The 13,524-nt window shown below is 60.8% G+C and carries 13 protein-coding genes; 6 read left to right on the top strand and 7 right to left on the bottom strand.

The features are described 5' to 3' along the window. Positions 1–7: 7 nt before the first annotated feature. On the bottom strand, positions 8–697 hold the full coding sequence (gene phoB, locus LAC65_RS03620) for a phosphate response regulator transcription factor PhoB (protein ID WP_039382949.1): 690 nt from the start codon (positions 695–697) through the stop codon (positions 8–10). A 192-nt stretch (positions 698–889) separates the two neighbouring features. On the opposite strand from phoB, the gene sbcD reads away from it, so the two are divergent. From sbcD to LAC65_RS03605, 3 genes are all read left to right on the top strand, one after another. Then, on the top strand, positions 890–2,107 hold the full coding sequence (sbcD, locus tag LAC65_RS03615; protein WP_039382948.1) for an exonuclease subunit SbcD: 1,218 nt from the start codon (positions 890–892) through the stop codon (positions 2,105–2,107). Next, complete coding sequence (locus LAC65_RS03610) at positions 2,104–5,781, top strand: AAA family ATPase (protein WP_039382947.1); 3,678 nt, start codon at positions 2,104–2,106, stop codon at positions 5,779–5,781. Before sbcD ends, LAC65_RS03610 begins: the two co-directional genes overlap by 4 nt. Positions 5,782–5,884: 103 nt before the next feature. Then, entirely contained in the window at positions 5,885–6,274 is a 390-nt protein-coding gene (locus LAC65_RS03605) for a cell envelope integrity TolA C-terminal domain-containing protein (protein WP_082032647.1), read from the top strand. Here the strand turns inward: LAC65_RS03605 and mak are convergent. Continuing rightward, positions 6,269–7,192 (bottom strand): fructokinase, encoded by a 924-nt coding sequence (gene mak, locus LAC65_RS03600; RefSeq protein ID WP_039382946.1) that lies wholly within the window; start codon positions 7,190–7,192, stop codon positions 6,269–6,271. The two genes, LAC65_RS03605 and mak, sit on opposite strands and share 6 nt — an antisense overlap. 147 nt (positions 7,193–7,339) lie before the next feature. Here mak and rdgC point away from each other — a divergent pair, with 147 nt between their 5' ends. Next, positions 7,340–8,251 (top strand): recombination-associated protein RdgC, encoded by a 912-nt coding sequence (gene rdgC / locus LAC65_RS03595; RefSeq protein ID WP_039382945.1) that lies wholly within the window; start codon positions 7,340–7,342, stop codon positions 8,249–8,251. 56 nt (positions 8,252–8,307) lie between these two features. On the opposite strand, the gene ppnP is transcribed toward rdgC, so the two are convergent. The 3 genes from ppnP to aroL form a co-directional block, all read right to left on the bottom strand. Continuing rightward, positions 8,308–8,592: a pyrimidine/purine nucleoside phosphorylase gene (gene ppnP, locus LAC65_RS03590; RefSeq protein WP_039382944.1), complete on the bottom strand. Its 285-nt coding sequence runs from the start codon at positions 8,590–8,592 to the stop codon at positions 8,308–8,310. A gap of 143 nt (positions 8,593–8,735) precedes the next feature. Beyond that, positions 8,736–8,927 carry a YaiA family protein gene (locus LAC65_RS03585; RefSeq protein ID WP_039382943.1) on the bottom strand — a complete coding sequence of 64 codons (192 nt, stop codon included), beginning with the start codon at positions 8,925–8,927 and terminating at the stop codon, positions 8,736–8,738. Positions 8,928–9,038: 111 nt separating this feature from the next. Continuing rightward, entirely contained in the window at positions 9,039–9,563 is a 525-nt protein-coding gene (gene aroL, locus LAC65_RS03580; RefSeq protein ID WP_039382942.1) for a shikimate kinase AroL, read from the bottom strand. A gap of 283 nt (positions 9,564–9,846) precedes the next feature. Here aroL and LAC65_RS03575 point away from each other — a divergent pair, with 283 nt between their 5' ends. Further along, the gene (locus LAC65_RS03575; protein ID WP_039382941.1) at positions 9,847–10,509 is read left to right on the top strand and encodes a DUF2076 domain-containing protein; all 663 of its coding nucleotides are present in this window, start codon (positions 9,847–9,849) and stop codon (positions 10,507–10,509) included. Here the strand turns inward: LAC65_RS03575 and LAC65_RS03570 are convergent, their stop codons facing one another. Continuing rightward, positions 10,510–10,953, bottom strand: coding sequence for a YaiI/YqxD family protein (locus LAC65_RS03570; protein ID WP_039382940.1), 444 nt, complete (start codon positions 10,951–10,953; stop codon positions 10,510–10,512). Positions 10,954–11,095: 142 nt separating this feature from the next. Between LAC65_RS03570 and proC the strand changes: the two genes are divergently transcribed. Further along, positions 11,096–11,908 (top strand): pyrroline-5-carboxylate reductase, encoded by an 813-nt coding sequence (proC, locus tag LAC65_RS03565; protein ID WP_039382939.1) that lies wholly within the window; start codon positions 11,096–11,098, stop codon positions 11,906–11,908. 68 nt (positions 11,909–11,976) lie between these two features. On the opposite strand, the gene LAC65_RS03560 is transcribed toward proC, so the two are convergent. Further along, positions 11,977–13,503 carry an FAD-dependent oxidoreductase gene (locus LAC65_RS03560; RefSeq protein WP_039382938.1) on the bottom strand — a complete coding sequence of 509 codons (1,527 nt, stop codon included), beginning with the start codon at positions 13,501–13,503 and terminating at the stop codon, positions 11,977–11,979. Positions 13,504–13,524: the final 21 nt, after the last annotated feature.

Genomic DNA, 13,524 nt, shown 5'->3' with positions numbered 1-13,524 from the left:
GCTCCGTTTAGTAGCGGGCAGAGAAACGATACCCTGTTCCGCGTACGGTTTGCACCATACGATCGTGGCCGGAGATTTCCAGTGCTTTACGCAGGCGACGAATATGCACATCTACGGTGCGATCTTCGACATAGACGTTGGTGCCCCAGACGTGGTTCAGCAGCTGTTCGCGGCTGTAGACCCGCTCCGGATGCGTCATAAAGAAATGCAGCAGCTTATATTCGGTTGGCCCCATCTCCAGCGGCGTGGTCTCCGACATCACGCGGTGTGAGGAGGGATCGAGACTCAGCCCCTGCATCTCAATCACCTCTTCGACCGCCATCGGGGAGATGCGCCGCATGACGGCTTTGATACGCGCCATCAGCTCTTTCGGTGAGAACGGCTTGGTGATGTAATCATCTGCGCCCACTTCCAGTCCGCGCACGCGATCCTCTTCCTCACCGCGCGCGGTCAGCATCATGACCGGGATATCGCGCGTCATGGCTTCGCGCTTCAGATGCTTAATAAACTGGATGCCGCTGCCGCCGGGCAACATCCAGTCCAGCAGGATCAGATCGGGCCAGGGTTCAATCAGCCGGCTAATCGCGCTGTCATAATCTTCCGCTTCAATAGGCTGATAGTCGTTCTGTTCCAGCACAAAACATAACATTTCCCGGATGGGCGCTTCATCTTCCACAACCAAAATGCGCTTGGCCATTATTGCTCCTGCGAGTGTGACGGGATGTCACTAGGATATGCGGCGTCATTATGCGTCAGTTTTATGACACTTTTATGAAAAACCCGGCCGGTAAGCAAGAGATAAAAACCACCCTCGCACCGGCAAAAACGTCTTTTTTCCTTTGTGCCCGAAGCCGTTATACTGGCCGCCAGCTTTCAGGCAGGACACCCCATGCGCATTATTCATACCGCAGACTGGCACCTCGGTCAGTTTTTTTACAGCAAGAGTCGCGCCGCCGAACACCAGGCTTTTCTTGACTGGCTGCTCCGGCAAATTGCTGAGCATCAGGTTGATGCACTGATCGTGGCAGGCGATCTGTTTGATACCGGTTCGCCCCCCAGTTACGCCCGTGAAATGTTTAACCGGTTTGTGGTCGCGCTGCAGCCCAGCGGCTGTCAGCTGGTTGTGCTGGCGGGCAATCACGATTCAGTCGCCACGCTGAATGAGTCGCGCGAACTGCTGGCCTGCCTTAACACCCGGGTGATCACCAGCGCTACCCCCGGCAGTGAACAGCAGGTGCTGACGCTGACGCAGCGCGACGGATCGCCGGGCGCGCTGCTGTGCGCCATCCCCTATCTGCGCCCGCGCGATATTCTGCGCAGTCGGGCCGGTCAGTCCGGTCGCGACAAGCAGTTATCGCTGCTGCAGGCGATCGAGCAGCATTACCAGCACTGCTATAGCGCCGCCGTGGCAGAAAGAGAACGGCTGGATGAGCCGCTGCCAATCGTCGCCACCGGCCACCTCACTACCGTGGGCGTGACCAAAAGCGACGCGGTACGCGATATCTATATCGGCACGCTGGATGCGTTTCCGGCGCAGGCGTTTCCGCCCGCAGACTACATTGCACTCGGCCATATTCACCGTGCGCAGCGGATTGCCGGCACGGAACATATTCGCTACAGCGGCTCACCGATCCCGCTCAGTTTTGATGAGAGCGGACGTGATAAAAGCGTCTGGCTACTCGATTTTGGCCGCACGCTGGAGAGCGTAACCGCGCTGACCATACCCGCCTTTCAGCCGATGCAGATGCTAAAAGGTTCGATGGCAGAGATTGAGGCGCAGCTGGCACAGTTTGCCCGCTATGAGGGATCGCTGCCGGTATGGCTGGATATCGAGATCACCACGCAGGAGTACCTCACCGATCTGCAGCGGCGTATTGAACAGCTCACGGCCACGCTGCCGGTAGAGGTGCTGCTGGTGCGCCGCAGCCGCGCGCTGCGTCAGCGCAGCCTGGAACGGCTGACAAATGAGACGCTGAGCGAACTGAAAGTCGAAGAGGTTTTTGCCCGTCGCCTGGCACAGGAGTCAGAGCTGGACGCGCAGCAGAGTGACGGACTGACCCGCCTGTTTCGCAGCGCGCTGGCCGCCCTGGAGGATCCATCCGCATGAAAATTCTGACGCTACGTTTTAAAAATCTCAACGCGCTGCGCGGTGAATGGCTGATCGACTTCCGCCAGGAGCCGTTCGCCAGCAACGGTCTGTTTGCCATCACGGGCGCTACCGGCGCCGGCAAAACCACGCTGCTGGATGCGATCTGCCTGGCGCTCTATCACCAGACGCCGCGCCTTGGCGGGCTGTCGCAGAGTGAGAATCAGCTGATGACGCGCGACACCGCCGAGTGTCTGGCTGAAGTCGAGTTTGAAATCAAAGGTGAAGCCTGGCGCGCCTTCTGGAGCCAGAACCGGGCGCGCGGTCAGGCTGACGGCAAGCTGCAGGCGCCGCGCGTGGAGCTGGCGCGGGTCGCTGATAATCAGATCGTGGCGGATAAAGTCGGCGATAAGCTGAAAGCCATAGAGTCGCTCTCCGGGCTCGATTTTGCCCGCTTCACCCGCTCAATGATGCTGTCACAGGGTCAGTTTGCCGCGTTTCTCAACGCCCGGCCCGGCGAGCGTGCCGAACTGCTGGAGGAGCTGACCGGTACCGAAATTTATGGCGATATCTCCATCCATATCTTTGAACGCTGGCGCGCGGCGCGCGGCGCGCTTGAGACGCTGCGCGCCCGTGCCGGCGGCATCGCGCTGCTGGATGAGGCGCAGCGGGCGTCGCTCACACAGCAGCTGGAGACCTTAAGCGCGGAGGAGCGCGCGCTGAATGCACAGCTTACGCAGGCGCAGACGCAGCAGCAGTGGCTGGCGCAGGCACAGCAGCTGACGCAGGAGCAGCAGGACGCTGACGCGGCGCGCCAGGCAGCGGAGCAGGCGTGGCAGCAGGCGTCCGCAGAGCGCCAGCAGCTGGCGCGCGCCGAGCCGGCAGAGAAGCTGCGCGCCGGACTGCAGCTGCGTGAACAGCTGCAGCAGGACAGTGATGCACAGCAGCAGCTGGTCCGGCAGCTACAGGCGCAGCAGCAGCAGGCTGAAACCACGCTGCAGCAGGCGGAACGCGATTATCAGCAGGCGCTGCAGAAGCGCGATGAGGCGGTGGAAGCCGGACAGCAGCTCGAAACGCTGCTGACTGAGCAGGTGCTGCCGCTCGATCAGCAGATAGCGCGCACCGCGCAGCAGCTGAGTGAACAGCAGCAGCAGCTGACGCAGCAGCAGCAGGCGGTCGCCCGCAGCGAACAGGCGCTGCAGCAGCAGCAACAGGTGAGTGAACGCTTACAGCTACAGCTGGCTGAACAGCAGGCGTGGCGCACGCGCGAAGCGGCTACCGCCGGCTGGGGGCCGGAGCTGGCGCGCTGGCAGGCTGATATCGGACACCTTGAGGAGCGTGAACAGGCGGCGACGCAGCTTGCCGGACAGCAGCAGCGGCAGCAGCGGCAGCTGGCGCAGCTACAGCAGACGCTGGCAGCGCGTGAACAGGCGGCTAAGCCATTAGCGCAGGCGGAGACGGAGAGCCGCCAGCAGCGCGAACAGGCTGAGCAGGCGCTGACCTCTCTGGAAAATCAGCAGCGCAGCGCCGATCTGCGCAATGCTCTTGCGCGCTATCAGCAGCAGCGCGCCCCGCGTCAGCAGCTGACGCTGCTGGCCGCGCAGTGGCAATCGCTGCAACCGCAGCGCGTACAGCGGGCTGCCCGGCTGACGCAGCTGCAGCAGAGTTACCTGCAGGGTGAAGAGACACTGCAGAAACTGCGCGACAGCTGGAAGCGCGAGCATCAGGCGCTGCTCGATCTGCGTCACCTGTGCGAACTGGAACGGACCATTGCCCGGCTCTCTGATGAGCGCGCCAGACTACAGCCTGACGCCCCCTGCCCGCTGTGTGGTTCCTGTCAGCACCCGGCGGTAGCGGACTATCAGCAGCTCCGGCCGGATGAGAATCAGCAGCGGCTTACCGCGCTGGAGACGGCAGTGGCGCAGCTGAAAGAGGCGGGCACGGCACAGGGCGAACAGCAGAAACTCTCTCTGCAGCAGCAGCAGGCGCTGGAAGAGGAGCTGGCTGAACTGGATCGCCAGCTGGCCACCATCGATACCAGGTGGCAGGCGCTGTGCACCCCACTGGGGCTGCACTTTACGCCGGCGCAGCATGCAGAGTTCACTGCCTGGCAGCAGCAGCTGGAGGCGCAGGAGCTGACGGAGCAACAGCAGCTGCAGGCGCGTGAAGAGGCGGCGGCAGTGCTGCAGCAGGCTAAAGATGCCCATCAGCAGCAGCAGCAGCGGTGGCAGCAGCATCTGCAGGAGCAGCAGCTTGCACAGCAGCAGCGGGAGAGCGCACAGCAGCAGCTGGCCGATCTGGAGCAGCGTTTCAGAGATGAACAGCAGGCGCTGCAGCACGCTGCGGCGCGGCTGACGGAGCAGCTCGCGGCCCATCAGCTTCGCCTGCCGGAACCCGCCGGACGCGCCAGCTGGTTTGCCGCACAGCAGCAGCGCTGGCAGCGCTGGCAAGAGAGTGAGCAGTTACTGACTTCTCTGCAGCCGCAGATCGCCAGAGCGGGGAGCGAGCAGCATAGCCTGCAGCAGACGCTGCAGCGTGAACAGCAGCAGCAGGAGAGCCTGCAGCACGCTCTGACGCTGATGCAGCAGCAGCAGCAGGATCTGCAGCAGCAGCGCAGCCAGCTGTTTGGCACGCGCAGCGTAACGGAGGCGCGCCGGCAGCAGCACACGCTACTGCAGCAGCTGGAACAGGCGCTGGCAGGGGCGCTGCAGCAGTGGCAGCAGGCGCAAAGCGGACTGCACAGCCTGCAGGGTCAGCTGGCGCAGACGTACAGCCAGCAGGCCGCCCTGACGGAGCGCCTGCAGCAGGCGCAACAGCAGTTCAGCCAGGCGCTGCGGCAGAGCGAATTTGCTGATGAAGCAGCACTGCACGCGGCGCTGCTGCCGGAAGAGGTGCTGCTGCCGCTGCGCGCCCGTCTGCAGCAGCTGGAGCAGCAGCGTTTGCAGCAGATTGCTCTTTATGAACAGCTGGAGCAGCGGCTGGCGCAGCATCAGCAGCAGCGTCCCGCTGGCTTCAATGATGAACAGGCTGCCGCTCTCAGCCAGCAGCTGGAGACATTACGCCTGGCGCTGCGTGATAACGCGCGCCAGCAGGGAGAAGCGCAGCAGCAGCTGCAGAGTGATGCACACCTGCGTCAGCAGCAGCAGGCGCTGCTGGCAGAGATCGCCGCCGATGAAGCTGAGCTGGTGCAGCTGAGCCGCCTCAACGATCTGATCGGTTCAGCCAAAGGTGACAAGTTCCGCCGGTTTGCGCAGGGGTTAACGCTGGATCATCTGGTCTGGCTGGCGAATCGTCAGCTCGATCGCCTGCATGGTCGCTATCTGCTGCAGCGACGCCTCAGCGATGAGCTGGAGCTTGAGGTGGTGGATACCTGGCAGGCGGACGCAACCCGCGATACCCGGACGCTTTCGGGCGGTGAGAGTTTTCTGGTGAGTCTGGCGCTGGCGCTGGCGCTCTCCGATCTGGTCAGCCACAAAACCCGCATCGAATCTCTGTTCCTTGATGAAGGGTTTGGCACGCTGGATGCTGAGACGCTCGATGCCGCACTCGACGCGCTGGATGCGCTTAACGCCAGCGGGAAAACCATCGGCGTGATCAGCCACGTTGAGGCGATGAAAGAGCGTATCCCGGTTCAGATCCGGGTGCGGAAAATGAATGGTCTGGGATACAGCAAGCTGCAGCTGCCGGGGGAGTAACCTGCGACTGATTCTGGTTCTGCAGAGAGTCAGAGGAATGCCATAGCTTTCCGCCCGGCGCGCGGTAGACTCAGCGGCTGGCTCCCGTTTTTCAGGTTCTGTTATGAGAATAAACTTGATCGCCGCCGCAGCCGGTCTGCTGCTGGCAGCGCTGACGCTGACTGGCTGCGCCCGTCCGCCTGCCACGCCGCCAGCCGCCTTAAGCAACCTGTGCGAGCCGGACGTGGCACCGGAAAGCGCCTCCTGCCACTGGACGCGCAGCGTTCAGCATCAGCTTAACCAGCAGTTTCGCGATGCGGCGCACTACGCCGGACAGCAGTGCTGGCTGCGGCTGGAGTGGCAGGCCAGCGGGCGCTTTGCCGTTACCCAGACGCAGGGAGATGAGGCGCTGTGCCTGCGCGCCTGGCAGCTGGTTGGCCAGTCCGCCGCGCTACCGCCGCCGCCCGATCGCACCCAGCCAGCGTGGTTTGGCTTTGCACCGCGTAAGTCATAACGTCGCCTGTCCCTCCAGCGGCCAGAGCCACGCTGCGCCGCGAACGCCGCTGGAATCACCGTGCAGCGCTTTACGCACCGGCGTTTCACACTCGCGGCCAAACACCCAGGGTTGCATCAGGCCGGGCAGCGTCTGGTACAGACGGTCCACATTGCTCATTCCGCCGCCCAGCACAATTACGTCGGGATCGAGCAGATTCACCACCTGCGCCAGCGCTTTCGCCAGCCGCTGTTCGTAGCGGTTCATCGCCTGCTCCGCCAGCGGATCCTGCTGCGCAATCAGCTGCATAATCTCCGCACCGCTGAGCGCCTGCCCGCTTAATCGCTGGTAATCAGTAGCAAAACCGGTTCCGGAGACAAAGGTTTCAATACATCCCCGTAAGCCGCAGTAGCACGGCACCTCCTGCTGAAAGCGCTGCTCATCGGCATCCATCCACGGCAGCGGATTGTGCCCCCACTCGCCGGCGTTGCCATTGAGCCCGATACGCGACACGCCGTTCATGGCGATCCCCGCGCCGGATCCGGTGCCGATGATCACCGCAAACACCAGCGGCTGACCGGCGCCGGCGCCGTCGGTGGCTTCAGAGACCGCCAGACAGTTTGCATCATTGGCAATACGCACCTCCCGGCTCAGCGCCTGCGCCAGATCTTTATCCAGCGGCTGTCCGTTCAGCCAGGTGGAGTTGGCATTTTTAACCCGCTGCGCATAGGGCGAAATCGAGCCGGGAATACCGACCCCGACGCTGCCCCGCTCTCCGGTCTGCGCTTCGGCCAGACGAACCAGATCCGCCATCACGCCGACCGTAGCAGCGTAGTCGTTGCGCGGGGTATTCACGCGATGACGGAACAGCTGCGTGCCGTCATCCGATAAAGCAATAACCTCTGTCTTGGTGCCGCCTAAATCGATACCGATACGCACGGGTTATTCCTCATTATTCACATGGGGTGGAGATACAGTAGAGGGGCGATTCGGGAAAGGCAATGAAACCCGGCGCAGGTTTCGCTATCATGCGCGCTCCCTGTTTGAGACTTGTGCGCCCGATCGCACCCACGGTAAGGAATCCCGATGTTGTGGTTTAAAAATATGATGGTTTATCGTCTGAATCGTGACCTTCCGCTGTCCGCAGACGATCTGGAAAAACAGCTTGATGCATTTACGTTCTCACCGTGCGGAAGTCAGGATATGGCCCAGACCGGCTGGGTATCGCCGATGGGTAACCGCGGGGAAGCGCTGGCCCATGAGGTCAACGGACAGATAGTGATCTGCGCCCGTACCGAGCAGAAAATTCTGCCTTCACCGGTCGTGAAGCAGGCGCTGGATGCCAAAATTGAGAAGCTGGAGGCGGAACAGAGCCGCAAGCTGAAGAAAACCGAAAAAGATTCGCTGAAAGATGAAGTGCTGCACAGCCTGCTGCCACGTGCTTTCAGCCGTTTCAGTCAGACCTTTCTGTGGATCGATACGGTCAATAACCTGATCGCTGTTGACTGCGCCAGCGCCAAAAAAGCGGAAGATACGCTGGCGCTGCTGCGCAAAAGTCTCGGCTCGCTGCCGGTCGTGCCGCTGACCATGGAGAAGCCGATTGAGCTGACGCTGACGGAGTGGGTGCGCGGCGGCGACCTGCCCGCAGGCTACGCCCTGATGGATGAGGCGGAGCTGAAAGCGCTGCTGGAAGATGGCGGCGTGATCCGCTGCAAGAAGCAGGATCTGATCTCCGATGAGATCGCCAACCACATTGAAGCGGGCAAAGTGGTGACCAGACTGGCGCTCGACTGGCAGGAGCGAATTCAGTTTGTGATTGCTGATGATGGTTCAGTAAAGCGCCTGAAATTCAGCGATACGCTGCGTGAACAGAATGATGATATCGATCGCGAGGATTTCGCTCTGCGCTTTGACGCTGACTTTACGCTGATGACCGGCGAACTCGCTGCGCTGATAGCCAGCCTGACCGACGCACTCGGCGGCGAAGCACCACGCTAATCAGGCATAAAAAAAGCTGCAGCCTGAAGGTTGCAGCTCTGTCTCTCTTGCGCCGTTTACAGGTAGCGGCAGAGATAGGAGGTAGGCTCAGCTACCTGCAGATGAAACTCACTGTGGCCAGGGACATTAAATGTGCTGCCCGCCTCATACCACTTCCACTCCGCCTCACCTGGCAGCAGCACTTTCAGTGCGCCGCTCACCACCGTCATCTCTTCCGGCTGGCCGGTGCCAAAGGTGTACTCGCCTTCAGCCATAACGCCTACGCTGGCGCGGCCGATGGTCACGCTGTCGAACCCGATCGATTTCACTTTTCCGTCGAAATAATCACTGACATTGAGCATGCTTTTTCCTCGCAGCACATGAAGGTTATCAGCAGATTACAAGGGAAGCCCTCAGGGTGTCACGCAAATAAATCGCTGCTGGCGCAGCGGCAGGAAAATTCAGGAGAGTGCGGAGAATTCACTGGCGTCCCTGCCAGTGCGGCTTATTCTTTTTCCACATCTTCGTAGCGATCTTTCGCATCCTGCGCTTCCTGCTCAGATTCATGCTCGCTGATCAGGGAGTTCTCTTTAGGATGATCGGCACGCAGTTCATACCAGGTAACTTTTTTACCTTCGGGCCCTTTTTCGACGGCCACAACACGGGCTTCACGCGGATAGGGTGGTCTGGATGGCATCGTTTTCCCTCTCTTATCAGTGTTCCACACGGCAGTGGCGATCCGCTGCCTGTTACTGAGTATAGACCAGCATGCATTGATGCCAGTAAAGCGGGAGTTTTCTGATAAAAATCAGCTGGCGCGGGCCAGCGCGAGCGAACGTATTATCTGTTCTGCAACCTGCTCTGGCGGTTGCATGGCATCAACCTGATAGTGGGCCGCCTGCTGATAGAGCGGCGCGCGCAGGCGCAGGATCTCATCCATCTCCTCGGCAATTGGCTGGCCGGTAAGCGTGGGCCGCTGCGCGGTTTCAGGCTGCTGCTGCAGCCGGTTCGCCAGCGCTTCCGCCGGTGCGCTGAGCCAGATCACATGCCCCCGCTCGCGCATAAAGCGGCGGTTCACTTCAGCCAGCACCATCCCGCCGCCGGTGGCTATCACCGCTGCTGGCGTGGTGACGGCGCGCAGCGCCTCGGTTTCGCGCGCGCGGAAGCTCTCCCAGCCTTCACTGGCAACAATTTCAGCCACGCTGCGCTGCGCGGCCTGCTGCAGGTAGTGGTCGGTATCGCAGAAGGTGTAATTCAGCATGCGCGCCAGCACCTGGCCGATAGTGGTTTTGCCGCATCCGCGTGCGCCGATAAGATAGATGGGTAATGACATCCGGGCTTATTCTCCGCCGTGCTCTGCCGCGCCGGCAGGCGATCAGGTCAATAATGCGTCGCATAATATCCGGATTTTATTTCAGCAGCCAGTTTCGAAGCACAAAATACGCGCACTCTGGCGGCTGCTATAATTAGCTCACTGAATTTACAGCGAAAAACCATGCGCATTTTGTGCATTACCCGGGCGGTGTAAGCGGGCAACATTTGCTTACCACGTCAGTGATTTACTTTCGCGCCCCCTGCCCGCATATAGATAGCCTTAACGCCAACGGAGGTTCACCATGCAAAATCAGGAACAGCAACTCATTGAAAATCTCTTTAGCCGGTTAAAACAGGCCGGTGAGCAGAGTGGCCCGCGCGATGCGGGCGCGGAACAGCTTATCCGTCAGCATCTGCAGAACCAGCCCGACGCGCCCTACTACATGGCTCAGGCGATTCTGATTCAGGAAGCTGCGCTGAAAAAGCTGAATGCCCGCATCACCGAGCTGGAAAATAACCAGGCACAGCAGCAGGCTCCGCAGCAGAGCGGCGGCTTTCTTTCCGGTTTATTTGGCGGCGGTTCGCGTCAGCAGCAACCGCAGCAGCAGCAGCCTGGCTGGAACAGCCCGCCCCCGCAGTATGCGCAGCAGCCAGCCGCACCGGCCCGCGGCACGGGCTTTCTCGGCGGCGCGCTGCAGACGGCTGTGGGCGTGGCAGGTGGCGTGGTGATGGCGGATATGCTCACCAGCCTGTTTCATCACTCGCAGCCGGAAGAGATCGTGAATATTATCAACGAACCGGCGCTGCCGCAGGTGGATGAGAACCTGGATACGTTCAACGGCAACGACAGCAGCAATGCGTTTCTCAGTGACAACAGCAGCTGGAATGACAACAGCTTTGCCGACAACAGCGATCTGAATGATTTTGACAACGGCGGCTTTGATGATGATGACAGCTTTGTCTGATCAGCGCTGACGCAGCCACTTGTCGAGTTCGTTGGCAAACAGCTGGCGGTCACGCGGGCTCAGCGCCGCCGGGCCGCCGCTCTGAATGCCGCTGGCGCGCATCGTTTCCATAAAATCGCGCATGGTCAGGCGCTGCCGGATGGTATCAGGCGAGTAACGCTCGCCGCGCGGATTCAGCGCGGCAGCCCCTTTTTCCAGCACTTCCGCCGCCAGCGGAATGTCGCCGGTGATCACCAGCTCGCCGGGCTGCACGCGCTTCACAATTTCATTGTCCGCCACGTCAAAACCGGCCGCGACCTGCAGCGTCTTCAGAAAGGGTGAAGGCGGCACGCGCAGCGGCTGGTTAGCGACAAAGGTCACCGTCACTTTTGTCCGTTCGGCAGCGCGGTAAAGTACCTCTTTAATGACCACCGGACAGGCGTCAGCATCGACCCAGATTGACATAATGGTTTCCCTGTAATGAATAACAGGCGCGATCTTGCCGCGCTGGTCAGGAAAGGCAATCGATATTTTGCCGGCACTTGTTATTCACGAGCGCTGACGTAAGCTAACCCGCAGCGAAATCAATACGATTAAGGAGAGAGCGATGCTGGAGAAAAAAATCGGCTTTATCGGCTGCGGCAATATGGCCCGGGCGATTATCAGCGGCCTGGTCAACAGCGGGCTTATCGCCCCGGCCAATATTCTGGTATGGGACCGCAAAGCGGAAACCAACCAGCAGATGGCGCAGCAGTACGGGATCAGCGCGGCGGAGAGCGCAGAAGCACTGGCGCGCGAGGCGGATATCCTGTTTGGCGCGGTCAAACCTGATGTGATTCTGAAAGTGCTCAGCGATCTGGCGGGCGTGATGAAGAAGGATGCGCTGGTGGTCTCGATTGCCGCAGGCGTGACGCTGGATTCGCTGGCCGGCGTGCTGGGTCACGATCGCAAAATTGTGCGGGTGATGCCCAATACGCCAGCGCTGGTCAATGAGGGCATGACCTCGGTGACACCTAACGTGCTGGTGGAGCCGCAGGAAGTGGACGATATCGTCGCTATTTTTGAAAGTTTCGGTAAAGCCGCCGTGGTCAAAGAGTATCTGATCCACGCGGTTGTGGGCGTCAGCGGCTCTGCTCCGGCATATGTATTTATGTTTATTGAAGCGATGGCCGATGCTGCCGTGCTGGGCGGCATGCCGCGTGCGCAGGCGTATGAGTTTGCCGCGCAGGCGGTGAAAGGTGCTGCGCAGATGGTCATCGAGACGGGCACACATCCTGCTGAGCTAAAAGATCAGGTCTGCTCGCCCGGCGGCACGACGATTGAGGCGGTAAAAGCGCTGGAAGAGAATGGTTTTCGCGCGGCGGTGATGAACGCCATGCAGCGCTGCATGGCGAAGTCAGAGGCGCTGAGCAAAGCGTAATCGCAGCCCTCTTCTGCCGGCGATCCGGTCCTCTTTCCTGAACTGAGGACCGGAATTAAGCCGGGCAGTTACGCGGTGTACTGCTTATAGAGCGCCACGCCCTGCGCCAGCGTCAGCGGCTGCTGCATCTGTTCGATTAGCGCGGCGGTAAGCGTGTACAATCCGGCCGAGCAGACCGCTGCAATTCTCCCCTGCTGGCAGTAGAACGCAATAAACGTCTGGTCATCCAGCGAACCCAGCAGACGATATTCATCCCACTCTTCGGCATGCCCGAGATATTCGTAACGGGTGCCGTAGTGCGCCGTCCAGAAAAAAGGTACGCGGTCGTACTCAATCTGCTTATCCAGCATATTCAGCGCGGCAATGCGCCCCTGCTGGTGAGCCACGCGATAGTGCTCAATGCGCTGTTCGCCATCAGCGGTGGGATAGGTGGCGATATCGCCGGCGACCCAGACGCTATCCGTAACCCGCAGCTGGCGATCGGTCAGGAGGCTGCCATCCTCCTGCAGCGTTAAGTCATGCACAAACCCGGTTGCAGGTCTGACGCCGGTGCCGAGCAGCACCCGCCGCGCGGGCAGCGTTTTGCCTCCTTTCAGGCGTACCGCAGTGACTTCACGCTCTCCCTCCAGCGCCTCCGGCTCACCCTGCTCAAAGATAACGCCGTTGCTGCGGTGCAGCGCATAAAAATGCTCCGCTATCTCTTTGCCAAACTGTTTTACAAACGGCAGACGCTGGCGGGCAACCACGGTGACCTTGACGTCACGACTGCGCAGCGCTCCGGCAACTTCCATACCGATAAAACTGTTGCCGACAATCACCAGCTCCTGCGTTTCATCGACATCGTTCAGCAGCGCCTCAGCCTGATCGCGCGAACGCAGCAGGTGAACGCCGGCCAGATCCCGGCCGGGAATATCCGGCGCCTGCGGTACGCCGCCGGTCGCCACCAGCAGCCGGTCAAACCTCACCTGCTCTCCGCTTTTCAGCGTTAGCGTCTTTGCACGCGCCTGCAGCTGCACCACCTCATCCTGCAGCAGTTCGACCGGCCCCAGCACATCCTGCTCCAGCAGCGCAGGGACATCCTCAATAGCCATTTTGCCCGACGGCACAAACTTGCTGAGCGCGGTACGGTCATACGGGGCCGCGGCCTCCCGCTCGATACGAATAATCTGTCCGCTGAATCCCTCATCGCGCAGCGTCCAGATTGCCGCGGCGCCCGCCGCTCCGCTGCCGAGAATGACATAGACTGGCGCGCTATCTGCCGCAGCGGGTGCGGATGCCTCAGAAAGCGGCTGTTCACTGACCAGCACCTTGCCCTGCTCGATCCGCACCGGATAACGCGTCAGGTTGGCCAGCGCCAGCGGTTCACACATTTTGCCATCCTGCAGCTGAAATACCGCTTTGTGCCACGGGCAGATCAGTTTGCCGTCACAGACGGCCCCTTCCGCCAGCGGCGCGCCGGCGTGCGGGCATTTGGCCTGAAACGCCTGCACCTGATCGCCATCGCGGATCAAAATAATGTCGGTCTCGCCCACGCTGAACGGCACGGGCTGCTGCTGCGCCAGCGCGTTAAGCTCTGTGATAGATTGATAGCTCACACCTTGCTCCTTTATTATTTT

The organism is Pantoea eucrina (assembly GCF_020079945.1).
GTDB lineage: Bacteria > Pseudomonadota > Gammaproteobacteria > Enterobacterales > Enterobacteriaceae > Pantoea > Pantoea eucrina.
This window is presented reverse-complemented; position numbering and strand designations above follow the sequence as displayed.